Origin of the sequence: Sphingobacterium daejeonense (assembly GCF_901472535.1) — a bacterium.
GTDB classification, from domain to species: Bacteria; Bacteroidota; Bacteroidia; order Sphingobacteriales; family Sphingobacteriaceae; genus Sphingobacterium; species Sphingobacterium daejeonense.
In genome coordinates, this window is sequence record NZ_LR590470.1 from 4,339,696 (window position 1) to 4,365,093 (window position 25,398).

20 protein-coding genes and 1 pseudogene are annotated in these 25,398 nt (G+C 39.9%); 5 read left to right on the forward strand and 16 right to left on the reverse strand.

Features of this window, described 5'->3' with window-relative positions:
* Position 1 precedes the first annotated feature (1 nt).
* From FGL31_RS20670 to FGL31_RS28480, 8 genes and pseudogenes are all read right to left on the reverse strand, one after another.
* On the reverse strand, positions 2-1,828 hold the full coding sequence (locus FGL31_RS20670; protein WP_138094139.1) for a RagB/SusD family nutrient uptake outer membrane protein: 1,827 nt from the start codon (positions 1,826-1,828) through the stop codon (positions 2-4).
* A gap of 30 nt (positions 1,829-1,858) precedes the next feature.
* The gene (locus tag FGL31_RS20675; RefSeq protein WP_197734346.1) at positions 1,859-4,930 is read right to left on the reverse strand and encodes a SusC/RagA family TonB-linked outer membrane protein; all 3,072 of its coding nucleotides are present in this window, start codon (positions 4,928-4,930) and stop codon (positions 1,859-1,861) included.
* Between the two features lie 210 nt (positions 4,931-5,140).
* The gene (locus FGL31_RS20680; RefSeq protein WP_138094143.1) at positions 5,141-6,673 is read right to left on the reverse strand and encodes an MFS transporter; all 1,533 of its coding nucleotides are present in this window, start codon (positions 6,671-6,673) and stop codon (positions 5,141-5,143) included.
* A gap of 5 nt (positions 6,674-6,678) precedes the next feature.
* Positions 6,679-7,527, reverse strand: a complete 849-nt coding sequence (locus FGL31_RS20685; protein ID WP_138094145.1) for a sugar phosphate isomerase/epimerase family protein — start codon at positions 7,525-7,527, stop codon at positions 6,679-6,681.
* An 11-nt stretch (positions 7,528-7,538) separates the two neighbouring features.
* The gene (locus FGL31_RS20690) at positions 7,539-8,645 is read right to left on the reverse strand and encodes a Gfo/Idh/MocA family protein (protein ID WP_138094147.1); all 1,107 of its coding nucleotides are present in this window, start codon (positions 8,643-8,645) and stop codon (positions 7,539-7,541) included.
* Between the two features lie 15 nt (positions 8,646-8,660).
* Positions 8,661-9,389 carry a ThuA domain-containing protein gene (locus tag FGL31_RS20695; protein ID WP_138094149.1) on the reverse strand — a complete coding sequence of 243 codons (729 nt, stop codon included), beginning with the start codon at positions 9,387-9,389 and terminating at the stop codon, positions 8,661-8,663.
* 11 nt (positions 9,390-9,400) lie between these two features.
* Positions 9,401-12,115: a PVC-type heme-binding CxxCH protein gene (locus tag FGL31_RS20700; RefSeq protein ID WP_317131157.1), complete on the reverse strand. Its 2,715-nt coding sequence runs from the start codon at positions 12,113-12,115 to the stop codon at positions 9,401-9,403.
* Positions 12,116-12,232: 117 nt separating this feature from the next.
* Positions 12,233-12,730, reverse strand: a pseudogene (locus tag FGL31_RS28480) (ThuA domain-containing protein); the annotation flags it as partial.
* A gap of 295 nt (positions 12,731-13,025) precedes the next feature.
* Here FGL31_RS28480 and FGL31_RS20705 point away from each other — a divergent pair.
* Positions 13,026-13,910, forward strand: a complete 885-nt coding sequence (locus FGL31_RS20705; protein ID WP_138094153.1) for a helix-turn-helix domain-containing protein — start codon at positions 13,026-13,028, stop codon at positions 13,908-13,910.
* 138 nt (positions 13,911-14,048) lie between these two features.
* Here the strand turns inward: FGL31_RS20705 and FGL31_RS20710 are convergent, their stop codons facing one another.
* From FGL31_RS20710 to FGL31_RS20725, 5 genes are all read right to left on the reverse strand, one after another.
* On the reverse strand, positions 14,049-15,224 hold the full coding sequence (locus FGL31_RS20710; RefSeq protein ID WP_138094155.1) for an ABC transporter permease: 1,176 nt from the start codon (positions 15,222-15,224) through the stop codon (positions 14,049-14,051).
* Between the two features lie 3 nt (positions 15,225-15,227).
* Entirely contained in the window at positions 15,228-15,671 is a 444-nt protein-coding gene (locus FGL31_RS26965) for an HlyD family secretion protein (protein WP_232047043.1), read from the reverse strand.
* Positions 15,672-15,771: 100 nt separating this feature from the next.
* Complete coding sequence (locus FGL31_RS26970) at positions 15,772-16,194, reverse strand: HlyD family secretion protein (RefSeq protein ID WP_232047044.1); 423 nt, start codon at positions 16,192-16,194, stop codon at positions 15,772-15,774.
* Between the two features lie 2 nt (positions 16,195-16,196).
* Entirely contained in the window at positions 16,197-16,823 is a 627-nt protein-coding gene (locus FGL31_RS20720) for a TolC family protein (protein WP_138094157.1), read from the reverse strand.
* Between the two features lie 22 nt (positions 16,824-16,845).
* A complete protein-coding gene (locus FGL31_RS20725; RefSeq protein ID WP_138094159.1) occupies positions 16,846-17,589 on the reverse strand; it encodes a TolC family protein in 744 nt (247 codons plus the stop codon).
* 477 nt (positions 17,590-18,066) lie between these two features.
* On the opposite strand from FGL31_RS20725, the gene FGL31_RS20730 reads away from it, so the two are divergent.
* Positions 18,067-18,486, forward strand: coding sequence for a nucleoside-diphosphate kinase (locus tag FGL31_RS20730; RefSeq protein ID WP_099370797.1), 420 nt, complete (start codon positions 18,067-18,069; stop codon positions 18,484-18,486).
* A gap of 265 nt (positions 18,487-18,751) precedes the next feature.
* Here the strand turns inward: FGL31_RS20730 and FGL31_RS20735 are convergent, their stop codons facing one another.
* Positions 18,752-20,476 carry a Xaa-Pro dipeptidyl-peptidase gene (locus FGL31_RS20735; protein ID WP_197734347.1) on the reverse strand — a complete coding sequence of 575 codons (1,725 nt, stop codon included), beginning with the start codon at positions 20,474-20,476 and terminating at the stop codon, positions 18,752-18,754.
* 277 nt (positions 20,477-20,753) lie between these two features.
* On the opposite strand from FGL31_RS20735, the gene FGL31_RS20740 reads away from it, so the two are divergent.
* A complete protein-coding gene (locus FGL31_RS20740; RefSeq protein ID WP_138094161.1) occupies positions 20,754-22,106 on the forward strand; it encodes a Gfo/Idh/MocA family oxidoreductase in 1,353 nt (450 codons plus the stop codon).
* A 12-nt stretch (positions 22,107-22,118) separates the two neighbouring features.
* Complete coding sequence (locus FGL31_RS20745) at positions 22,119-23,183, forward strand: DUF6807 domain-containing protein (protein ID WP_138094163.1); 1,065 nt, start codon at positions 22,119-22,121, stop codon at positions 23,181-23,183.
* Positions 23,184-23,195: 12 nt separating this feature from the next.
* Here FGL31_RS20745 and ybeY read toward each other — a convergent pair whose 3' ends face one another.
* Positions 23,196-23,624 carry an rRNA maturation RNase YbeY gene (gene ybeY, locus FGL31_RS20750; protein WP_138094165.1) on the reverse strand — a complete coding sequence of 143 codons (429 nt, stop codon included), beginning with the start codon at positions 23,622-23,624 and terminating at the stop codon, positions 23,196-23,198.
* Between the two features lie 6 nt (positions 23,625-23,630).
* Entirely contained in the window at positions 23,631-24,044 is a 414-nt protein-coding gene (gene ruvX, locus FGL31_RS20755) for a Holliday junction resolvase RuvX (RefSeq protein WP_138094167.1), read from the reverse strand.
* Positions 24,045-24,140: 96 nt separating this feature from the next.
* Here ruvX and def point away from each other — a divergent pair, with 96 nt between their 5' ends.
* Positions 24,141-25,364: a peptide deformylase gene (gene def, locus FGL31_RS20760; protein WP_138094169.1), complete on the forward strand. Its 1,224-nt coding sequence runs from the start codon at positions 24,141-24,143 to the stop codon at positions 25,362-25,364.
* Positions 25,365-25,398 lie beyond the last annotated feature (34 nt).

Genomic DNA, 25,398 nt, shown 5'->3' on the forward strand with positions numbered 1-25,398 from the left:
ATTATTGAAATGGATTCCTAACAATCTTAGGATTATTATCAATCCAAGCCTGATCAATGAAATTATAATAATGTTTCATCTGGAAGAATCTTGGGTTTGGTGAGTTATTGAATTGTTGCTTGTCAAAAACCCATTTCCCGTGATTGGCAGTGCCAGGTGCTACAACTTTATATGGAAATAAAGCATAATGCATGGCTTTTGGATTCTGATTAGAACCGTTCCAAATCTTGTCCGCAAGTCTAAAACGTTTTAAATCCCAATATCTATGGTTCTCAAAGGCAAATTCAACCCTACGTTCCTGAACAATATCATTGATGGTCATCGAGGTCAATGCTGGTAAACCGGCACGTGCTCTAACTTGATTGATATAAGTTAATCCTTTAGCCGTATTGCCTAACTCAAATGCGGCTTCTGAAGCAATCAAAACAGCTTCCGCAAATCTAAATCTAGGGTACCAAAGGTCACTGTTACGACCACGCGTAGAAGCCAATGGAGTTTCATCCAAAAATTTCCTGAAAAAGAAACCAGTCTTATTGACATATTGAACGTTGGAAGTGATAGGTCCATTTTCAGATGTAATAAGTCCGTTTGCATCAGTAGATCCTAAATCACCAGTCTTATTCACATAAACACCATTCTGCAACACTTTTTGCCCTGCTTGAAGCACTACAGTTTCACCTTTAAAATCCGCACCTGGCAAAATAACAGTCCCTGCTAAACGAGGATCCTTATCTTTGAACAAATCCAAAGGTGAATTATAGAAAATATAATTGCCAGAAGCATCTTTGGTCTTTAATTCTCCATTCCTTGAATTTTTATATTCAAAATCCTCCACCAAGTTTAAGATAGGACCAGCATAAGCTCTATCGATATCTTCAGCATGTGAAGCCGGAATATTAACTCTCGTAAAGCCAACAGTTAACCCCGGATAAATATAATCCTTAGCCCAAATTACTTCTGTATTATTCTCTTTGATATTAATTGCTTCATAAAAGTTCCGACTTAAATCCTCAGGCTTTTTCAACATAAGGTTATATTTACCACTGTTGATAACTTGCTCAGAAGCATCCAAAGCCAATTGATAATATTTTGGTGCTTCAGAAGCCGGAATTCCAACTTCACCACCTGAAGTACGAATCGGACTAGTCATCTTATTGTTGTAATTAGCAATAGAACCTGCATAAATTGCTGCTCTTGCCTTTAACATTAATGCTGCCCATTTATTCGCGCGTGCTGCCTTTGTAGCCGGCACATCAGTCATATTACCTACAATGGCATCCACCTCAGAGATCACATAATCGTAGATCCCTGCTTCTGTAGATCGTGGGTATTGCAAAGCTGTAATATCCATCCCTGGGACATAATCAAACACCTCATCGCCAACAATCGGCATACCGCCAAGACCTTTCGCCATATTGAAGTATATCCAGGCCCTTAAGAATCTCGCCTCAGCCTCATATCCAGCACGTTTATCCTCAGCAATAGTCGAGCTTGCACGTAAGCCAGCCAAAAACTGGTTGATATTACGTATCAATGTATAGTCATAAACTCGCCATTGGGTATCAGAATAAGTTTGGATATTATCAGGACCACCATCCGATTTGCCAGCCTCATCAAGTATGGTAAAAGTGTAGGAATCATCAGTACTCTGACCCCACTGAACTCTGCCATAATAATTTGCCAACACAGACTTGATCATAATCTCGTCGGTATAAACTTGTTGTTCCGTTAAAATCTGATCCGGATTCTGATCTAAAATCTTATTACAACTCGCAGAAAACAAAGCAAGGAGAATAAGCGCTTTATATTTGTTTGAAAATCTTTTCATTACTAATCAATTTTAGGTTGTAAATTCAATTTATAGAGTCAAATTGATCCCAAAGTTCATAATCCTAGTCGTTGGATAAACCAAGCCATTCGTCGCATTGATCTCAGGATCTAATCCCTTTAAATTCGAGAATGTCAACAAGTTCTGACCAGAAAAATAAACCCTGATACGCTTCATATTGATCTTGTTGGTCAACCCTTCTGGAAGTGAATAACCAAACTCAAGATTTCTTAACTTGATGTAACGTACAGTAGTCTTCCAGAAATCACTGTTCCAATAGTTACTGTGATTCGAGTTACCGATTAATAACATCGGATATTTACCCGGAATTAGTTCGCTGTTGGCATCATAAATATCTGATAAACGCCATGTATCCTCCATATAATGCTGTGCATTGTTACCTCCGTCATGGAAAGGATTTCTTTGCTCCCACTCCATGAAATAGGTATTCAAAGCACTTCCCGATAAGTCAAATGCTAAATCAAAATTGCGCCATGAAAAACCAAAGTTCATACCATAGTTGAAAATAGGAGTAGAATCTTGACGGTAACCAATCGGACGCTCATCTAATCCGTTGATAACCCCATCGCCATTTTGATCTACATATTTAATGTCTCCCGGACGCAATGTCTTGTTTCCTTGACGGTCGTTGTCGATTTGCCAATTAGCAATTTCTTCCCAACTCTGGAACTGACCATCAGACTCTAAACCCCAATTGATATAACCATAACGCTCATTAATAGAATTACGGTAAACATTCCATGAATTGCTGAAACGTGGCTTATATTGATTCCAATCAAAGAAACGTGAATAAGTGGCATTGGCTCCTATACTATAGTTCAAATCACCTAAACGGTCTGCCCATTTAATCATCGCATCCATACCCGTGATAACGTCTGAGTTTAAGTTTTCGCTAGGCAAGGAAAATCCAACTTCTGACGGAAGCAGAATATCATACCTTGAAGCCGGTAAACCTGTTCTGATACGGCGAAAGTAATCTACAGTACCTGATAATTTTGAATCCAATAATGCAAAGTCAATACCTATGTCTAACATTTTAGCTTTGATCCAAGATAAAGTAGTCACTGGCAAACCTCTAGGCTGTGACCCTAAAACATATTTACCGTCAATTACAGAACCACCTGTTTTGTAGTTGAAACCTGGCATATATCCAAATGCACTGTATCCAGAAACCTCATCATCACCTAACAAACCATACGACGCCCTTATTTTAAAATCATTAACAACGCTCAAGCCACTGTTTTGCCAGAAATTCTCTGCTGAAGCTCTCCATCCAACAGATCCTGCAGGGAAAAATCCCCATCTATGGCCCGGAGGAAATTTCCATGAACCATCATATCTTCCTGATAATTCAACCAAATATTTCCCTTCAAAATCATAATTAAGACGTGCTGTGTAACCTATTCTACCTTGGGTATTGTTTCCCTCGTCATTATAGGTATCCATGGTCTGATAATCTATTAATTTCAATGAATTTGAAGTAGGAATTGAGTGAACCCACGTCGTTGGAGTATTTCGTTGTATTGTTTCGAATCCTCCTAAAACGTTAATATTGTGACCATCTATAGCTTTAGTATAGTTCAATTGAATGTTTGAGGTTAACTCTTCTACATAACCCATCCTGCGCTCCCTCCAAGGGTTATTGTTCTCAAAAATTACTGGATAAGTATCTGTGGGTTCATCATAACCATACAATTTATACGTGAATTCATGGTTATCCAATTTTTGAGCTGCATAATAGTATCCAACCAAAGCTTTTGCTTTTAACCCTTCAAATAGATCATACTCTGCATTGGCATTTAATTGTGCTACACGCCAAGTATCGGTGTATTTTCCAGAGAGGTCATAGTTCAACCAGGCGAAGTTGGTTCCAGGGTCAGTAGATGTTCTGGTAGGATAAAGTGGATTGTCGTTTGCAAAAGGTCTTTTTGTAGGCAGATTCCGGTATGTACCGAAAACTGGAAGCCAGTAATCGTCCGCTCCTGGAACCCCAGGATTGGTGCGGTTCTCATAGCGTCCGTTCATCGAAGCCCCAACTTTAAGCTTTTGGGTTATCTGGGACTCAACGTTCATCTGAATATTGGTACGCTTGAACCCTCCATAATTAACAATGATTGCATCTTGGTTCAAGTGACCAACACTGAAATAATAATTGATGTTCTCGGAACCACCTGATGTATTTGCAGAAATATACTGTTGTGGTGATGTCTCCCAGATATAATCGTACCAGTCAAATGGAACATATCCCTTTTCGGTACCCTGGCGCCACTTCTCCAAATCCTCCCTGCTATACGTCAATGACTTGCCCTGAACAGTTTCTGACTGAATGTAATTTTCAATGTAGGTTACTGCATTTGCTGGCTTGGCAAAAGTTGAAAGGTTCTGAAAGCCGTAGTTCCCGACTATATTGATAGTGTTTCCCGAATTGCGCTTACCTTTTTTGGTTGTAACAACGATTACACCATTCGCTGCGCGAACACCATAGATAGCGGCAGAAGCATCCTTCAGAACAGCAATGGTTTCGATATCATTGAAATCCAAGTTATTGAATTGTCCGGCATCTTTCTGCACACCGTCAATGACATATAAAGGATTTCCCATGTTCCGAATCTGAAGGGCAGTGCTTGCTCCCGGACGACCATCCGTCTGGCGAGAGTTGATTCCCGGGATCTTACCAACTAAGGCTCCAGAAGTAGTCGAAGCTACTGAACGACTGATGTCATCTGCCCCAATTGTAGAAATCGCAGAAGTCAACGACTCCTTCTTTTGGGTCATACCAAAACCTGTAACTACAACCTCTGTGATAGCCTCCGGATTGTTGTTTATTAAAAAAACAGAAATATTAGTGTCACTAGGCTTCACTTCTACTTCTTTTGTGGCATATCCTTGATAGGTAACAACTAAAATGGGATTCGTTTGCCCGGTAAGATTGATGGAAAAATTTCCATTGATGTCCGTAGAAGCTCCAATATTGGTCCCTTTAACGAAAATTGAAGCTCCTCCTAGTACATCACCAGAATCAGACGTAACTGTTCCGGTTAATGTTCGACTCTGAGAAAAAACCTGATTTATAAAAATCAAATTAAAAATTAATAGAATCGCAATTGATGATTTCACCTTCCCAAATGAAATCCAATTCTTAAAACTACACTGGTTAGTATATAAGTTTATCATTGGTGATAAGTTCATATTGATTACTTTAGGTTAAATAAATCCTGAGTGCTTTTGAGAAGCACCTTGAACTTGAATATTTTTTGTTGTTCTATTTCTCCTTGAAAATAGAACCTTGGTTTATAAGTTGGTTGAAATGTCTACTGGTTTATAGCCTCCTTTCCTTTTGAAATAAATAAGTAATATCAAATAGAACACAAACAATCCTGCCGGCAACAACGAAACTGTTGAAAGGGCAGATTTCTTAGCCTCATTTTCAACTTGCTGAACAACTCCCTTAACTTGGTCATCCTCGCCAGCTAACCTAACATGGTCGATAGATTGGTATTCTCCAAAAATGCTTTTCTTATCTAAAGTCATTAATTCTTCATGATAGTGGGTATTGTTGGTTTGGTCGTACGCCCGAAGTCCTTGGTCTATGTTTCCATCTTGTATAAATCCTAGGAACACTGCTCCAATTATGCCAACACCTAGTTGACCTACTGCACTTGTGATATTAAGTGCCAAAGCACCTCCACCCGGAAATTGCTCCGATACAACACCTAACATAGTACCCCATAAATAGGTCTTTCCAAGGGCATATAGCAATGAAGCCAACAGAATATACGCTCCAGTAGTAACTGATAATAATTGTAATCCTACTGCAGCAATCAGACAGCTAATCGTAAGGATGACTAATGGTGAAAAGATCTTGGTCACAGCACCTGAATACATCCTCAATACAGTCATTATAATTGCAGAAAAGACTAAAACCCAGCCGCCTTGGAATCCTAATTTCTTCATCTCAGGAGTCATCAAGTCTGTGATCCAACTGTCAGTCCCCAATTCCATCGTAGCCAAGGGAACCATAGCCAACAACAATAAAAAGAATAAACCCTTGCCCCAAGAACGAACGTAATAAGCAAAGACTCCTACCGATAACACAATCAAAATGATCTTTAAGGTTAAACCAATAGAAAACAAGTTCCCGATCTCAAAGACACAGAGACTGATAATTACCAATGCTCCCAATACCCCTACTTCCTTGAGCATATCGATATATTTCACACCTGCTTTAACCCGTTCGTTGACCGGAAAATGAACATTGGCAATCAGCAAACCGTAAACAATTACAGGCAATAAAATAAAGCAAATGATAATCTTCCAATCTGTTTGAATAGATATTAAGCCTATCCCCAATAAACCTGCAATTGCTATACCCATCGGCCAACCTGCATGTAGAATATTCAACCATTTAGTTTTGTCTTTGGGGTACAGACTTGCAACAACAGGATTTACAACAGCTTCCGCAGCACCATTTCCCAACGCAAACAAAAAAGTCCCTAAATACAACATCCAATATCCATTGGCAAAAATGGTAATACCAACAGAAAGGACGTGACAGATGAAAGCAAAGATCATTGACTTCTTATATCCAATGGAATCAATGATCAAGCTGAAAAACACAATACTTAAGGCAAATGGCCAAAAACTAACCCCAAAAATCTCTCCTTGTTGAGTTTTACTCAAGTCAAACTTTACCGCCCAATCGGCCATCAAAAAGGAACGGAAAACAAAACCAAATGCAGAAGCTACCAATACGATAAAACAGCCCCAAAACAACTTATTCCTAGCACCAAAGCTAATAGTCTCTATATCTTTTTGTTCTGCCATTGCAATTAAGATTTAAATTGTTGATAATAAAACTCGAAACACTCTTGTGCTAAAATATCTGCACTCTCTGCCAATGGTCTCCAAATGCTCGCTGCACGAGCCAGCTCTTTTGAAGGTGAACCAAATGTTTCCAAAACAATAGCACCTTGGTAATTCACTTCCGCCAAAGCAGCCTTGATTTTGTCCCAACTTAAATGCCCTGTTCCTGGAGTTCCTCGGTCATTTTCATTGCCTTGAATATGTACGATCAAATCACCATATTTCAGAATTTCCTCCTCAATATGCTTTTCCTCTATATTAGCATGGAAAGTATCTAGCAATAACCGTAGGTTTTTATCGTTAATTTCTCCAATCAGATCTGCAGCCTGATCCAAAGTATTGATCATGTCAGTTTCAAATCGATTCAAGGGCTCCAAGGCAAGTGTAATTCCTTTACTCTTCGCATAGGCTGTGGCTTCAGCTAAATTCTCTAGACACCACATCCGTTCTTCATACTTCTGATCATCAGAGACCAAACGGGTCTTGCCAACTGCAGAATATAAGGGTCCACCAAAAATGGGACTCTCAAAATAATGAGCAATATCAACGCAGTCTTTGATGTATTGTAATCCTATTTTCCGAAATTCTGGATTGTCACTCGAAATATCTCGCTCAGCACCAAAAGCACCACTCACACTCAGCTTAATATCCAATTCTCGACTGTACTTTTTTATCTGCCCAAAATCAATCAGCGACTTGTCCTCTACCGCAACTTCAAATAGATCATAGCCTATTTCTTTAGCCTTTAGAATGATATCCCTGTTTTCCGTAGAAAACGGGGATACCCATACAAAGGAACTTATTCCAATATCCATAGCTCCAGACCTTAGAAAGTTGGGATCTCTACTCGTATACCACCTTTCATTGCAGACTCATGCGCGCATATACCAGCAAGTGTATAGTTTGCCGCAACCTCAGCATCAACCGCTGAATCACGACCCTCAACAATAGCAGCAACAAATTCTTGAACCAGGTGAGGATGTGAACCGCCATGACCTGCTCCTTGTAAGAATGAAACATGGTTTGGATCATCTATCTTTTCACGCTTTGTAAAAGACGCAATCTCTGGAATCAACAAATCATCTGTATCAGGAACATCAATCCTAGAAGCATTCTCGCCACCGTCAAAAATAACGTGCTCCTCATCCTGCAATTGCTCCCACTCAAAAGACATCTTCGTACCATAAACATCATAGCTCTCGCGGTATTGACGAACAACATCAAACAATGAACGTGTTGCTTCAGCAACGACATCCGAATTCTTTAATTTGAAAGTTGCGGTCTCTACAGCAAAAGGGGAGTTATATCTTTTCGCCAAATCTTCACTCAACCTACCAGATCCATGGCAAACAACAGATTCTGCCAACGTATTATTGATCCTTAACAAAGGTGAAATTGCATGCGTACCATTCAACATTGGTGGATAACCTTTCCAGTATTCCGCCCATCCTTCCATGCTCATGTCTTGGATATGCGACCCTCTTACAAATTGAATCCTACCTAATTGGCCACTTTCTGCCAATTTAAGACCATACAGAAATTCTCTCGTATACAGTGCTGTTTCCATCATCATATACACCTTGTTAGCTTTACGTTTTGCCTCCACGATAGCCTTACAATCCTCAACTGTCATCGCCATAGGGATAGTACAGGCAGTATGTTTATTGGCATTCAATGAAGCTAAGGTCATTTTTGCATGTTCAGGAACCGGTGTGACAACGTGGATTGCATCCACATCCTCACGCTTAACAACCTCCTCAAAGTCCGTGAAAATTAGGTCATCGCTTAAATTGAACTTCTCCTTCAATTCTCGCAAGGTCTCCGGATTTCTTGTACAAATACCCACCGCCTCAATGTTTGGGTGTTGCTGATAGATCGGTATAAATTCCTTACCAAATCCCATTCCTACAATTACAACTGTGATCTTCTTCATAATATATTTTAAGGTTTAAAGTTTTAATGCCCAATTGACAGAATTAATTAAAATGGCCTTGTAGTCCTTGTTCAGGTGACTATGTTGATCATGGCCTTGCGTGATACCTACTAACCTGGACTTTGGATGGTTAACAGTAAAAACTGCAGGATAAACTTTGCCAGTTTCCAAAGACTCACCAATTACCAAAACATCTATGCCTTTGCCAGCAGGATCAGGTTCGTGACGGTACAGCTCATCCTGAAAATTGAACTGTGGACTTACATTTTTGGTAATAGCATGCCCATTGTTCACGACCAAGTTTTTAAATTCTTGAACCTTCTCATGACTCTTACTGCCACCACCCACATATTCAAAATTGTATTTCGGCCAATCATTCCAATTATACCATACCGCAGCATGCATCATGATCATAGGTTTTCCCTTTTGAATGAACTTCTCTATAGCCACCTTTGAAGGTGCCGCGATTTCTTGATTGTTAACCAAAATCAACAAATCTGTGCTCTTTAAATAATGAGCAATAGAATCCGTATTCTCAGTATATTGGACTTCCAAGTGATCAAAGGAATCCAAGAATTTGGCGTCTTCATTTTTGTACCAACGTTGATAATCGTGAGATGAACCCCCTCCAACCATCAAAACTTTCTTTGGCTTACCTGACTTTACTACGGCCTGTGCGAATAGTTCTGAACTAAACAACATCAGGATCATTCCTGCAACAATTACTAAATAGGTATTTCTCATATTCTAGATATTTATTTATTGACAACTTTCATTATTCCGTTCATCCCACGCCAATGCCCTGGGAATGTGCAGACATATGGATAATCTCCAGCTTCTTTCGGAGCTTTGAATTTTAAGGTGAAACTCTCACCTGGGTTTACCAAATTCGTGTGAAATAGAACATTCGGATTATCAGGTACATACGATTTTTCCATCGCGTCGTTGAGCTTCAGCATCTCGTCAGCAGCTTTCCCTACAGACTCCAAGCTATTAGGCTTAATAATCAATAGATTGTGCATCATAGCATCTGTGTTCTCAAACACCAAAGTCACATCGGTGCCAGCGGTAACCGCAATGGTGCGCTTATCATATTGCATCAGATCCTTCACAGCTTTGATAACAATGGTAGAGGTTGGCTTAACATTTTCCTCAGAAGTACCCATGTCCATGCCGGCATGCCTATGAACATGGGTAGTAGGTTTTAGATTTACGATTAACTCATTTATATTTCCTGTGAATTCCGAACCTTGACCATAAGTATGCAATTCAAACGGTGCCTCGAAATCTTGACCCGAACGAAGGTAGAAGTTCAAAGGATTCGCAAAAATGGATATGCCTTTATTTGAAGCAACTAATTTTGAATTGACATACAGGGACATTCCGTTTTCTTTGGTTAATTCTGCCCTGATTACGCTGTTGTCTGGAATAACGCCCGGACTCGACACAATTTCTTTCTTCCCAGATGCATTGATCTGCCAGTAAACCTTGTTGTTCTCTGCATATAAGGCAAAACCTTCCTTAGAATCACCCTGGCCCAAGATCAAACCGTTAAGTGGTTTTCCCTCTGTCTTTTGTAATTGAACCTGAATAATGATATCCTTATTTTTGATGTCAGGTGAAAATTGCATCCTTCTTCGACGATCGATTTTATAGGTCTCCTGAATTAAATGATGGGAAATGGTCGTTAAATAAGGTGTAGACATATCATGAAAACCATTTTTCCTAAACAGCTCCTCGTTGGTCTGTACCGCGGCAAACAATGCAGGAGATAGCCATCTGTCATTTTGGTTTACTGTATCCTTTAACGAGGAAACCAATATTTCATAAACTCCATCAATTGGTTGACTCTCCGCGATCTTTACAAATGCAGCTAAACGAGTGTTTAGATTTTCATCTTTGAAAATATTAGACTTAGCAATTTCTTTGATGGTATTATTGTCCAATTCCAGTGCTTGAACGGCAGCCTTCCTTACGCCGGCAGATGGATGATTTAATGCTTGCATCACAGCATCCAACACATTCTTATCTTTTAGTAATCCCAAACCTTTTGCTGTCCAAATAGAATGGATAGCTGCTGGATTCAGACCAATCTCGTCTTTACTATCGTCGTTGATTAATTTGATTAAATCACCTCTGACATCAGTTTTCTGACGCTCAACTAATAAGCGTTGCGCATGCATACGCCAAAATTTATTCTTGCTCTTTAATGCTTTAATCAGCTCTTTTGGATCATCTTTAGATAATTTATAAGATTCATTATGTTTTGCATCTTTATAAACAACTCGATATACCCTGCCGAATTTCTTGTCCCTTAAATCGCTTTCAAAGGCATTCCCAGGGCCATGAGGTTGCTCAACAAATGGAAGTACCTTTTCAGATGGGGCTTGTGCAGGAACAAAGACATTATGCTGGATTATGAAGTTATACCAATCCAGAACCCATACGGCACCATCCGGACCAACCTCAGCTGCCAATGGACCAAACCATTCATCCGAACTCGCCAATAAATTCCAACCATCACTTTCTTTGAATCCAGCGCCCTCAGGTTCAATGATCGCATTGTGAACTAAACGAACTGTAGGCTCCGTTACAAAAGCAATCCTATTCCAATAGGATTTTGGAAATTCACGAGCTGTATACATCTGATGACCAGCAGCAGAAGTAAAACCTCCAACAACATCAACCTGTCTTAAATTAGGTGTAAGGGCGTGGACATCATAATGACCATCAATCTTCTGAACAGCATTCACAAGGGAACCAGGCTTACTTTCAAAAACTCTCCTCTGCAAGAAACGCTCAGGCAAAGAGTAAAAAGCACTATGTGTATTGTTGGCAGTAGAAATAAAGACATTGTTATCTTCACTTATGCCCAAACCCCAGGTATTATTGCTCGTTGTAGCTAAATACTCAAACCCTGAACCATCAGTATTGAAGCGATAAACTCCCTGACCAAACTTATAAGGAACTCCTTTGATCTCTCCATTGAAACCTGCATACCCCGTCACGCCCCAAATCTTGTTGTCAAAACCATACTGCAGGTTCGATGGTCCAGCATGTGTGTCATGCTTGCTCCAACCCGTCATGAAAACCTCCCTAACATCAGCCTTATCATCTCCATTGGTGTCTTTTAAGAACAAGAAATCTGGAGCCATAGCAACCAAAACACCATCATTCATAAAAGTCAAACTTGTTCCAATATTCAAGCTGTCAGCAAAAACAGTAAATTTATCAGCAACGCCATCTCCATCTGTATCCTCACAAATCTTGATTTTATCATTACCCTTTCCACCATCAGCAAAACTATTCGGATAATCCACCGATTCAATAACCCATAACCTTCCTTTATGATCCCAACTCATAGCAATGGGATTTACAATATTGGGCTCCGAAGCAAATAGTTTAAGCTCAAAGTCTACAGGCTTCTGGATTAATTTCATAGACTCTGAGCTCTCTAATGGATCTTGCATTTTAGGAACATCATATCGCGCTGTGAAATCTGCAATAGTGTCTGCATAAATGCTAACATTCGGAATCTTCAACTCATCAACCAAATCCTTAACTTTCGGCCCCAAGGTCCACCAGATACCTTCTGAAAGAACCCTTAAGAAACTCAAATTTTTCCAGGTAGCATCTTTGCCCCCAATTGCCGAATAAAAGAACCGGCCACGACCAACTTCATCTGCCCACATATAAGATTGATTTCCATTGCCATTATTGGAAACTGCCAATTCATATTTAGCCTCTTTATTATTCTTAAATTGATATAATTCGTCTACTACCTTTAAATCAGGATACTTGTTACCGATCACTACCGAAGAATCAGCAAATGTTACATTCGCAGCACCCTCACCTTTGTTTTCATAACCACCTTTGACCAAATCTTGATACCATTGTTCTTTGGTAAATGAATTGGCTGAAGTGTTCAAAGAAACCAAGCCGTGACCATCCTCTAGATAGTCTTCTAAGGCAGAACTCTGCTCAGAATCAAGCTCTTGTTCATTAACTAATAAGACAACACCGTCATATTTATTTAAATATTCGGTATTCATATCTTCTAAATTAGTTGTGTAAGTTAAATTTACGCCAGTTTTTGAATAGCTCTACTGCTAACCAAGTGGCATAGTTGGAGGAACTCTCATGTCCGGCCCCAAAAAACAAAACCTCAGCCCTACGTGGCTGTTCTTTAGAACATGAGTAAATAAAAACAAGTGCAAATAAGAGTATCCGTGAGAAATAACTTTTCATTTGATAATAGGAATTTGATTATAATTGTTGAACCAAATATAAAGCTTATTATACCATAAATAAGGTTGTATATTATCAAAAAACTAGATGAATTATATCATTAATTACTATCCTTATTAAAAACAAACTGTTATGACAATAAGACACGTTATATCCAAACCGCTTATTCCAACGAGCAAGTGTTTTGTTATTAAAAAAAATATAGAACCCTACTTCGACCCAACCTTGCACAGCCACGCTGAATTTCAGCTCTCCTATGTCATGAAAGGATCCGGAAACAGATTTGTCGGAAACAGCTTGAATCCGTTCAGTGATGGTGACATGGTATTGATAGGGCCCCATTTGCCCCATGTCTGGAAAAGTCACGATTCCTATTTTCAGCATAGAATACCGAATGCAACAACGGTCATAGTTATATATTTCAACAAGGAAATCTTGGGGGAAAGTGTCTACCTGAAGCAGGAGTTCCAAAAAATCAAGATCCTATTTGACATGAGCAACCAAGGTCTGCACATCGTTGGAAAGACCAGAGATGAGGTTGGAAGCATGCTCGAAAAACTTCTTGTAACAGATGGAGTGGACAGTGTGATATTGTTTCTGAAAATATTGGATAAAATCGCGAATTCATCAGACTTGCATTTTCTAAATGATTTGGAAGCAATCGCCTTTAAAGAGTCAGAAGCAAATAGGATTCATGAGGTCTACGATTATGTTATGAAAAACTTTAATTCCAAAATTAGACTCGAGGAAGTAGCTGATATCGCTAACATGACGCAAACCTCCTTTAGCAGATATTTTAAAACCAGGATGAACACCTCTTTTTCAGACTTTGTCAAAGAAGTACGAATTAGTTTTGCGTGCAAAAGATTAGAAGATGAATCTCACTCAATAGAATCAATCAGCTATGAGAGCGGATTCCCTTCCCTCACAAACTTCAATAAACAATTCAAACAAATCACAGGCAAAACCCCAAAAGAATACCGCGAAGAATACTTTAGAATCCTAAACACCAAATAACCGGTCCCTGCGTTGGCTGTCCTTCGGCTCGGTGGCTGCGTTGGTTTCGCGGATTCGAAGCCCAGGGACTAAGGGGTGTAAATAAAAAAGCATTGAATCGAGTGATTCAATGCTTGACAGGTTTGTTAAAAGACAAAGTTAAACTGTTGCTTGGACCTGTTTATTTTTCTTGACCTTATTGATTTTAATCTGGAGAAGGATAATTGAAGCTATTAGTGTCACAGCTGCTATTATTGCAAGTCCAATAACTGGTCCTTGAAGATATTCTATACTTCCCTTTTCTATCATTAATGTTCTGAAGATCTGCAAGTAATGTGTTAAAGGGATCATTTTGGCTATCGCTACTACCCATTCAGGCATTTGACTCAATGGCCATGTAAATCCGCTCAGGATAAAGCTCGGTGTAGCAATGACCATTAAGATCTCTGTAGCTTTCAGCTGACTTGGAATGGCAATACTAACTAAAATCCCAATAAAGCTTACCGCTAACGAGAATAGTATGGTTGTTGCAAAAAATGCACCGCCGTCCAAGTTCAATGGCATCCTATACCAAATGGAATAACCATAGTATAAGATATATATCAAGCCAGACATCAAAATATAAGGCAAGATTTTCACCAAGATAAGGACAAATACATTGTTGCTTTTTTGAACCAGTTCTGGAAATGTCCCTTTTTCAAATTCTGAGGCAAAACTCAATGCCAGTCCTAACATCATCACTTGTTGCAATACAGTCAACAAAACTCCAGGAAGCATAAAATAAAGATAGTTACCGCTTCTTATATTTTGTTTGATCATGGTTATTTTGAAGGGTTCAAACTGTTTTGAAGCGACGTATTCTGGTACACCTTTTTTCTGTTGCGCCTTGATCTGTATCCCAGCTTTTAAAGTAGATGCAGCTACGTTTACTGCCATCATTGCTGAATTTGAGGTCAATGTGTTGGATGCATTTACAAATAATGTCAATTCGGTACTTCTGTTATAGTTTACATCTGCAGAAAAGTTTCTTGGGATTTGTACCACAACAGTAGATTCTGTTTTCAGGGCTTCATCTTTAGCTCTGAATGGATCATTGAGCACCTTGGCTACATAGATAACATCATTTTCATTGAACATATCGATCAATTGTCTGCTCAAAGGGCTTTTATCTTCATCAACTACGATAATAGGTAAGTTAGTAACCTTTCCTTTTTTATAGACCCCTCCTACCAAAACTCCATATAAAATCGGAGCTCCCAAGAATAGAACAAGCAAGACCTTGTTTTGGAAGAAGAGTCTGAATTCTCTTTTTAATAAACTCAAAAAATTCTTCATGTCTTAATTTTGTTTTACTATAAATGTAGCTTTTGTTAGCAGGTCTTTAGATTCCTGAATATTTACAGGTTTTAAATGTACTTCGAACAAAGTTTCTTGTTCTTCAAAATCAGGATAAGCTGTTGAGATATTAGCATAAGAGCTCAATGGCTTAATTGTTTCGACTTTAGCTTGTACCTCTTTATTTTCCAAGTATGGGATAATAAGGGTTTTGTTTTGCCCTTTTACAAAATCCTTGATTTTGCTTTCTGGGATTGTTACCCTGAAAAATGTACCATCATTGATATATCCAGATACTAAGCTATATCCTGCCATTGCCAACTCTCCTACCTGCAAGTTTATATTCTCAATGCTCATATCCTGAGGTGCCAAAATATAACGTTCTTTAGCCGCTACATTCACTTCATCTACAGCCCCTAATGCACGTTCTTTTTGGCCTAGTGCCATTCTTTGTTGTTCGATCCTTGCTCCATGTTGTACATCAGCTAATTCGGCTTGAGCGGCAAGGTATTGGTTTTTGGCACCTTGATATTTCGCATATACTTCATCATACTTTTTGTTGTGAGATCAGGGAGTCACGCAAAAGGTTGTTCATTCTGTCCAAAGATTTTTGCGCGAAATCGTACTGTTCTTTTAAGCCGTCTACTTTCGCGTGCAACTGTTTCATTTGTCCATCTGTTGCACCTTTCACGGCCATTTCATATTGCGCTTGCGCAGCGGAAAGAGCTCCTTCTGCCTGTATTGCTTTCGCGTCTACCTCTGGAAGTTCCAAAATCACCAAGGTATCCCCTTTATGTACATTCTGACCTGCCTCGACCAATATTTTCTGAATTTTCCCGGGGATCTTTGTTGTGACCGCAATTTGATCACGTTCGATCTTTCCTTCTAATTTTATTTGCTTTTTTTGGTTGTCACCAGAACAACTTTGTAAAAGAATAATTCCTGCTATAGTGTATAAAATATTTTTCATGATTATTTAGTGATGGTTTGGTAAAGATTTCCGTTTGCTTTCAATAGTTCAGATGCTGCCATTCTTTGGTTGAGCACTTGATTATAATAGCCTAGAGACTGTTTATAGAATTCGTTTTCGGCTTCCAATCTTTCTGTCACATCAGAAAGACCTTCTTCGAATTGACGTGATGCTAGGTGCAGGTTGTTTTTTGCTATTTCAACCTGTTGATTGCTCACTTGGATTTTTTTGCGGGCAAGGTTATAATCTACCTCAGTTTTTCTTTGCAGCAAAGACAGTTTTTCCTTGGTGTCGGCAAGCTTGTTTTCATTGATCTGGATATCCAATTTAGCTTTGTCGATTGCTGTTTTGTGAGCTTTACCTTCAAAAATAGTCCATTTCATTCCAACGCCTAATGCAAAATTCGGCGCCATTTTCAAGTGATTGGATTCCAATTTCAAATCACCCACACGAGGAAGATCCTTTACCGTTAAATCTGTACCAAACGCGTTCAAATAAGACACGTTTCCAAAGGCAAATACCTGCGGTAATTTTGCGCCTTTTTCTTTTTTTAGGACAAACTCGTAAGCTTTTTGCGAAGCTTCTAATGCTTGCAGCTCCTTTCTGTTCATCTGATTTGCTGAATCCATTTCCAGGTTGAGTTCGTCCAGTTTATAATTTATTTTCCTTCAATTCTTCCATTGACATCCCTGTCAATTCTTCTAATTTAAAGAAAAGCAATTCTCTGTTACTTTGGACTTCTGCTTTTTTAGATTCAAGCTCCAGCATTGCCAGTTTGATTTTATCGCGGTCATAAGGAATTGCGAATCCGTTTTCAATTCCTTTAATAACTTTTTCATGCTCTTTATTGAGGCGTTTTTCTGAATCAAGGATCAAAAGATCCACTTCTTTGAGCAACATCAATTGGTCAAAACTTGTCATTACCTCTTGGGCAAGTTGGTCATAACCTGCTTCGGTCATTAATTGCTGCGCTTTAAATTTTTGCTCCAGCGCTTTTTGTCCATTCGTGATCTGCAATCCTGAGAAAATCACTTGGGTAGCAGTTACGCCTGCCAATCCAATTTGGGTTGACATATTCATTTTTTGGGTACCATCAAAAATTGTGGTTCCCAATAGAGGCAATGTTTTTGCGGGGAGATCTATATCCAAAGTGCTGTTTAAATAGCCATACATGGCATTTGCGGATACAGTTGGTAATAATTTTCCTTTAACATTTTCTCTGTCCAGTGCTACTTTTTGATTTTCAAGGTTAGCATTGATGAGACTTTTGTTGTGAGTTACTGCCTGTTGTACAGGGATCTTAAAATTGTTTAACCCATCTTGTGCGAATGCAGACATTGAAGTCAGTAAGGTAAGGGTTAAGCTAGAAAAGGTTTTTTTAAATCTAAAATCCATTTTGAATCAGTTTGACTTATATCTTTTAACAAGACAAAGATGGGACTGTTTTAGGTTAATAATTTTAAGATATCTTAAAAAAGCATTTTGCGAGTTTAAAGAATAGAGTAGTATTTTTTCTGAGACGATTTGGTTTTGGAATTGTCCTATAATAGTTACACCCCTAGCGGGGTTTAATGCCGTTGTAAAATCTTTTCTAAAATAGTTCCGCCCCGCTGGGTCGGTATGGCGTGGTATTTCATTTCAGTGGCTGGTGGAGACACCAGCCACGGCTTTAAGTGGCGGTTCCTGGCTTGCCCTTCGACTCCGCTCAGGGACCGAATTCCGTCCAGGGATAGGACTTAACCTCGGTGGCTGCCCTTCTGCTCCGCTAGCCACCGCAGGGTGGTCCCTAGCGGAGTCGAAGGGCAATTTTCTCATATCTCATATCTCACATCTCAAATCTATTCCCTACCTTTGCAAAAATTTAAGAGTAAAATGGCTACAAACAGAACATTCACAATGATTAAGCCAGATGCGGTTGCAAATGGTCACACTGGTGCTATCTTGAACGACATTATCGCTGGCGGTTTCAAAATCGTTGCTATGAAGTACATTCAATTGAGCGAAGTAAATGCTGGTAACTTCTACGCAGTACACAAAGAACGCCCTTTCTATGGTGATTTAGTAAAATTCATGACTTCAGGTCCTATCGTAGCTGCTATCTTGGAAAAAGAAAACGCAGTAGAAGACTTCCGTACTTTGATCGGTGCTACTGACCCTTCAAAAGCTGAAGAAGGAACTATCCGTAACAAATACGCAAAATCTATCGATGCTAACGCAATCCATGGATCAGACTCTGACGAAAACGCAGATATCGAAGGAAACTTCTTCTTCTCCCAATTCGAAAGATTCTAACAAATAATATTCTATAAAAATAAAAGCCTGCCTAAATTCTTGAGGGCACTGAAAAAGTCTTCTTAAAAATTTAGAGGTTTCAAAATGCTTGAAAACCATGTGTTAAACCCTTTGAGAATCGAGTATTTGCGACTTAAAATATAGAAGCATTCAAATAGACAAAAGATAAGGGCTTATGAACATAAAAATTCATAAGCCCTTTTTTAATGGATAGTTTTTCAGTGCCCTCAAATTCTTAGACAGGCTTTTATTTTTATATACTCTCCTATTTCACTGCATTCACATAAGCTGTCTTGCCCCCAACTACCGGAAGAGTCAAGCTTGTCCCGTTAAGATCAACTGTCAGCTCTGTTCCAGCTTTCGGCCAGATCGTAAACTCAGGATCGCTCGAAAGAATCATCAGACCAATCTGTTGGCCTGCAGGAATAATCTGATCGTCAGGTTGCAGATCAAAGGTTAAATCATAAAACTCACCTGGCTTCAAAGGACTGCTTTCAGTCAATGATTTATAATTCTGAGGATCGGCCCAACCCCTTGTGATAATATTCTCTGTGATCTTTACCTTTTCTCCTTTTTCCCAAGGCAGGGCTACTAACCAAACCGAAAGATTTGCCGCAGCCTTACTGCTTGCCAAACGAATCTTGATTTTCGGCAAGCCCGAAATATGAAGGTCCTTAGTTAGAATAGGGGTTAGGTATAATAGTCTATATTTTGAATTTGCCAACTGAGCCAATGAATCTCCCGTAAAGTAAACATCATCAACTAAAGTCTCATTCTTCTGTTTAGCTTTTTTATTGGTCATCAATGATCCATGTTCATTTCCACCTTCACCTAAAAACAATTCCACATCCGAGGCGGCAGGATTTGGAAAGTCTGCATAGGGGGTAGGATTCACTTGACGCTCATCCTCCCTTACAATCCAAGCTTTGGGATCTTTCTCCACCCCATTTTCATCACCATAGAGGAATCTTGTGAACCAACGGTTCATCATTTTCATTGGCGGAGGACCACCATGACCATCCTGATGGTAATAAATCTGCGCTGGAATACCCAATTCTTGTGCTGCTTTATATATTCTATAGCTATGCTCCGGCATGACATTCCAATCGTTGAAACCATGTGACATCAATAGGGCTGCTTTCATTCCCGACATTTGGTTTAAATAATCGCGACCCTTCCAGAAGTCATTATAGTCTCCCGTTTTACGGTCCATACCCTGTGCCATCTCCGTATCACGAACAACCTTATTGCCATAAGCACGTTTAGACTCATCTCCAGAATGCACAAAATCATACAATACATCGATATCTTCACCCAAATACCCACCCGGACTGCGCACCAGTCCATTAGAACGATAATAATGGTAATAAGAAGTATTTGGAGCTACAGGGATAATTGCCTTCAAACCTTCAACACCTGTAGTTGCGGCTGCCAATGGCAATGTGCCATTGAAGGAAGTGCCCGTCATACCGACTTTTCCGGTAGACCAATACGCTTTTACCTTTTCTTGCCCTTCCCTGCTTGTATAACCATTATCTTTGCCCGAAAGCCATTCAATTACTGCTTTTGGAGCCAATGATTCATTCGGACCTCCTATCGTTGGGGAACCATCTGATAGGCCTGTCCCTGGTGAAGATGAATGTACCACGATAAATCCGCGCTTCACCCATTCGCGAATCAAGCTGTTTGATATAATCGGTCTTTCCCCTGTCCTTTTCACATCTGGATGAACTCGTGGAGTCGGTGAATCCTCTCCCAATTCATGCTTTACATTCCACATCACTCCTTCCACATCGCCAGCAACACCGGCATAATAAGGGCTGGTCTCATAAATGACCGGCAATTTCAACTTCTCGGTCTCCGTCTGAAATGGCCTCGTCACATCCACATGCATACGGTCCAGCTTCCCATCTCCGTCGGTATCAAACTCCGTTTCAACCCACAGATCCTCACGGATCCATTTGTCCGGCGTATTGAACCCCTCCCACAACCTGAGCCTCACCTTCCTTAATCACTGGCACAGTCTGCCCATCAACAAGATTTACTGCCCCCCAGTAGGAATGCAGAAAATAATAATGCACTAAAAGATTTTTTCATCATCATTGGTTTATCCTTATTACAATATTACCTAATTTTTCTAAAAATATCCTCCAAGCCATTGGGGTTACAAAATCAAAATCGTAAATTACTAGAACATAAGCTGCTACCCGCAGCAAACCTAGACTATAAACCATCAACTGGATAGCAGTTGCATAAAATTATCAATTATGAAAAACTTCAATTCTGATACTTCAAGAAGGGATTTTATTAAAAAAGCTGCTTTGGGCGCCGGTATGCTTGGCTTATCCGCCATGGGCATGAGCGCAAAGTCTTACGGCAGAATAATGGGCTCCAATGATAGAGTACAGGTGGGAATAATCGGATTCTCAAATCGGTTCAGAGATTCTTTGGTACCATCGTTTATGAACCATGCCAAAGACCTCAACTTTGAATTCGTTGCCGTTTCTGACATCTGGAACCGCCGCCGTGATGAAGCTGAAGCCTATATTAAACAGAAGACCGACCAGAGTATCAGAAAATACCGCAACAATGATGAACTTTATGCTGCGGGTAACATTGATGCTGTTATAATCAGTACTGCAGATTTTCAGCATGCCCTGATGGCTGCCGAAGCTGTTAGGAACGGTAAAGATGTCTATGTCGAAAAACCAATGGCCGAAACATTGGAAGATGCTAAAATCCTCCTCAAAGCAGTCCAAGATACAGGGAAAATCCTACAGGTAGGCTCCCAGCGGAGGAGTGCATCCAACTATATCGCTGCAAACGATTACATTAAATCTGGAAAATTCGGAGATATCAATATGGTAGAAATGACCTGGAATGTCAATCAGCCGGGGCGTTGGAGATTACCAAAATTGGTCAGCGAAATACGCAAGGAAGACACAGACTGGGACCGCTTTCTCATGAACAGGCCCAAGGTGGCTTGGGACCCGCGAAAATATCTTGAGTTTAGGCTTTTCTGGCCATATTCGTCCGGTATTTGGGGACAATGGATGGCACACCAGATCGATACCGTACATTGGTTCTCCGACCTCAACCACCCGAGGAGCATCGTGGCAAACGGAGGGATATATACGTGGAAAGATGGCCGCGAAAACCCAGATACCGTAACTGCCGTAATGGATTACGGTCCAAAGGACGACTCTACAAAAGGATTTCAGGTTATCTATTCATCTAGATTCACGAACTCCGCTGGGGGAATAAAAGAACTTTATTACTCCAATGCCGGAATGTTAAACCTGGACACCAATCAAGTATCTGCCGAAGGAGGGCTGTCCGAGAAATCCGCTGCAGAAATGGGAATGAAAGCAAATCTATTGACTCCATTCACCCTGGACAATGCTACAAAGATTGAGACGTCAGCAAATACTGGCGGGGACCCCATGACATCGCTGCACATGAGGAACTGGATGGATTGCGTGCGGAGCAGAAAAACACCGAATGCTACCGTACAAGCTGGATATAATCACTCCGTGGCTAATATTATGGCTAGAACAGCAATGGAAACCGGAAAAAGAGTAACATTCGACGATGTGAAACAAGAAGTAATTACCAGCTAAAAATTTGGTCCAATGAAAAGAAAACTTATTTTTAAATACTCCTTAAAAGGAATTTCCTTGCTTGCATTAAGTGCCATTTCCCTTACTTCTGTTGCACAGAAAAAATATGCCATCTCAGAACGACCTGATGAACAACGAGTGGATATTACGGTAGATGGAAAACCTTTCACATCGTACATCTACCCTGATGATTTAATGAAACCTGTCCTATACCCATTGAGAACCAGCAAAGGGACTTTAGTTACGCGAGGATGGCCATTAGATCCTCGTCCGGGAGAAAGAGTAGACCACCCACACCATGTCGGAATGTGGTTCAACTACGGAAATGTAAATGGCCTCGACTTCTGGAATAATTCAACAGCAATTCCTGAAGATAAAAAGAAAGATTATGGAACCATAAAGCATGTTGCCGTAAAAAACAAGGAAATCAACCGTGATGGTGCCATCCTAGAAGTTGAAAAAGACTGGCAAACACCCGAAGGAAAAACTCTGATCAGGGAAACTACGAAATATACTTTCAGTGAAGTAGACAATCAAAGGTCTATCGAAATGGATTCTAAACTAACCGCCCAAGATGAAGATGTATCATTTGCGGACAACAAAGAAGGATTGTTGGGGATACGAATAGCCCGTGAACTGGAGCATCCTTCCAAAAACCCAGAGATATTCACCGACGCGAATGGAAACCCCACCAAAGTCGCAGCGCTCAATAATGACAAAGTAACTGGAAAATATAGAAGCAGTGAAGGAATTGAAGGAGACGATGTTTGGGGAACAAGAGCCCATTGGGTCAACCTGATGGGAAAAATAAACAATGAACCCATATCCATCCTGATTCTAGATAACAATAAAAATATTGGATACCCAACCTATTGGCATGCCCGTGGATATGGCCTGTTTGCTGCAAACCCTTTGGGACAGAAAGAATTCAGCAAAGGTAAAGAAACACTGAACTTTAATTTGAAAGCAGGTGAATCCGTGAATTTTAAATATAAAGTAATCATCAACTCAGGATCCAACCTTACTGATAACGAAGCCTTCAAAGCATTTAATGACTTCGTAGGAAAACAAAAATAGATAGGAGGATTTCTAAAAAGCCCTAGTGGACAAATAGTAATCCTCTTTTTCTGTCATTAATGCCTTATCTTCTTTTTTCTTGTCGTAATAGCCACAAAGGTGAAGCACACCATGGATAATGACCCTGTTCAATTCATCCTTTTCGGAAACTGAAAACTTTGAAGCATTCTCACGAATACGCTCAACAGATATAAAAATATCTCCAGCAATGACATCTTCATCCTCAGAAGAATCAAATGTCACGATATCAGTAAAAGTATCATGGTTCAAATATTGTTTATTGATCTCCAATAGATAAGCATCAGAACAGAATACAAAGCTCAATTCCCCTACGCGCTTAAAACCTTCCGCCTTAATTGTTTCTGCGATCCAGGTCCTTATTTTTTGTTTATCCTTAACTGTAAAGTCAATATCTTCCGAAAAAATTGAATATCCTTTAATGCCATTTTAAAATGATTTACTGTCCATATAGGTCTGCAATATCAAAACTGCCGACACCTGATCGATCAATTGCTTGTCCTGTCTTTTATGTTTCTTCATGCCAGACTGAGAAATAGCGTGGGAAGCTATCTTAGAAGTAAATCTTTCATCTACCTCTTTAATGGGAATATGGGGATAGGTTCTGCGCAGTTTCCGCTTAAATCCTACTACATGTTGCGCTGACTCTGATGCTGTCCCATCCATTTGCAGCGGCTTGCCAACGACGAAGGTCTCAACCTCCTCCTTGGACAGGTAATCTGCCAGGTAAGTCCATATCTCTTCAGGGTGAACAGTCGCTAAAGGACTCGCAATAATCTGAAGACTGTCTGAAACAGCCAACCCTATCCGCTTGGTCCCGTAATCAAATGCCATTATTCTCATGTCTCTGCAATTTTCACAAAATTACAATTAAACTTTAGATTACAACCTCCCATAAATCGCAAAATATCTATACATTTGATAGATATTATTTTGAAAATGAAAACAATCATCTATCTGATAACATTACTGTCCCCTGTTTTTGTGAGGTCACAGTCCTTGGAGCAAGAAATCCAGCAATATCGCGACAAACAGATCCAAGAAATGGCAAAGGATGAATTCGGCCCGCTCCGCAAAGATCAAGTGGAATTCATCAAGTTCTTTCCGGTAAACCCAGATTATGTCGTAACCGCTGAGGTTGAGCCTCTGTTTAATGAACAGACCTTCCGCATGCCGACCTATGATGGAACATCCAATGAATACAAAAGATATGGCATTCTCCACTTTGAGCTTAATGGACAAAAAGTAGCCCTGACCGCTTATCAAAGTGTTGCCCTATTCCAGAATCCTACCTATAAAAACCATCTTTTTGTCCCATTTATGGACAATACAAACGGGGATGCCACTTATGAGGGGGGCAGATACCTGGACCTGAGCCTCGAAGACATTAAAGACGGAAAGATCAAAATTGACTTCAACAAAGCTTATAACCCTTACTGCGCCTATAGCAATGGCTACAGATGTCCACAACCTCCAAAGGAAAATATCCTTACTGGCATTACAATTGATGCTGGAGAAATGAAATATAAAGGACCAAAAAACGAACGTAACGTGAATAAAAGCATGGCAAAGAACTTCAGTGAAGGAGAAATTGCTTTAATAAATGGAGCTGATGAAAACAGCAAGATGCATGTTTATCAGATAACTGATGACAAAGAACTTGCCGTCCTGAAAAAACCTTCTGAAGATATCAAATTTGATGACCCTCTTTTGGATAAGCTTTCCGCTCGGATGCTACTGACAGTCAACGACCCTGAACATGCCGGAGTCGGAATTGCCGGACCACAGGTTGGTGTCAATAAAAATGTCATCTGGGTGCAGAGACTGGACAAAAAAGATGAACCCTTCGAATTCTATATCAATCCTAAGATTATCTGGAGGTCCAAACTAACACGTGTGGGAGCAGAAGGATGTCTCTCAATTCCGGACCTAAGGCAAGATGTAAAACGCAGCTATGCCATCAAACTGCAACATATCGACCGAAAAGGTGAAGTGAAAGAAGAATTGGTCGAAGGATTTACAGCAGTTATCTTCCAACATGAGGTCGATCACCTGTATGGTATTTTATTTCCGGACAGGATTGAAGAGTCCGGAAAACTAGAATTCGAACCGCTAAAAGAAAAAGTAGAATTCCTGATTCCAAAAGGAAGTATCCGGCCATAGGGTATATTTTTGTACCCAGAAACAGGCATATTTA

Bases quoted from the DNA above. Each gene is read 5' to 3' on its own strand.
- FGL31_RS20670 (WP_138094139.1), bottom strand. From the start codon at position 1,828: ATGAAAAGATTTTCAAACAAATATAAAGCGCTTATTCTCCTTGCTTTG.
- FGL31_RS20680 (WP_138094143.1), bottom strand. From the start codon at position 6,673: ATGGCAGAACAAAAAGATATAGAGACTATTAGCTTTGGTGCTAGGAAT.
- FGL31_RS20685 (WP_138094145.1), bottom strand. From the start codon at position 7,527: ATGGATATTGGAATAAGTTCCTTTGTATGGGTATCCCCGTTTTCTACG.
- FGL31_RS20690 (WP_138094147.1), bottom strand. From the start codon at position 8,645: ATGAAGAAGATCACAGTTGTAATTGTAGGAATGGGATTTGGTAAGGAA.
- FGL31_RS20695 (WP_138094149.1), bottom strand. From the start codon at position 9,389: ATGAGAAATACCTATTTAGTAATTGTTGCAGGAATGATCCTGATGTTG.
- FGL31_RS20700 (WP_317131157.1), bottom strand. From the start codon at position 12,115: ATGCAAGATCCATTAGAGAGCTCAGAGTCTATGAAATTAATCCAGAAG.
- FGL31_RS20705 (WP_138094153.1), top strand. From the start codon at position 13,026: ATGACAATAAGACACGTTATATCCAAACCGCTTATTCCAACGAGCAAG.
- FGL31_RS20710 (WP_138094155.1), bottom strand. From the start codon at position 15,224: ATGAAGAATTTTTTGAGTTTATTAAAAAGAGAATTCAGACTCTTCTTC.
- FGL31_RS26965 (WP_232047043.1), bottom strand. From the start codon at position 15,671: ATGGCACTAGGCCAAAAAGAACGTGCATTAGGGGCTGTAGATGAAGTG.
- FGL31_RS26970 (WP_232047044.1), bottom strand. From the start codon at position 16,194: ATGAAAAATATTTTATACACTATAGCAGGAATTATTCTTTTACAAAGT.
- FGL31_RS20720 (WP_138094157.1), bottom strand. From the start codon at position 16,823: ATGGATTCAGCAAATCAGATGAACAGAAAGGAGCTGCAAGCATTAGAA.
- FGL31_RS20725 (WP_138094159.1), bottom strand. From the start codon at position 17,589: ATGGATTTTAGATTTAAAAAAACCTTTTCTAGCTTAACCCTTACCTTA.
- FGL31_RS20730 (WP_099370797.1), top strand. From the start codon at position 18,067: ATGGCTACAAACAGAACATTCACAATGATTAAGCCAGATGCGGTTGCA.
- FGL31_RS20740 (WP_138094161.1), top strand. From the start codon at position 20,754: ATGAAAAACTTCAATTCTGATACTTCAAGAAGGGATTTTATTAAAAAA.
- FGL31_RS20745 (WP_138094163.1), top strand. From the start codon at position 22,119: ATGAAAAGAAAACTTATTTTTAAATACTCCTTAAAAGGAATTTCCTTG.
- ruvX (WP_138094167.1), bottom strand. From the start codon at position 24,044: ATGAGAATAATGGCATTTGATTACGGGACCAAGCGGATAGGGTTGGCT.
- def (WP_138094169.1), top strand. From the start codon at position 24,141: ATGAAAACAATCATCTATCTGATAACATTACTGTCCCCTGTTTTTGTG.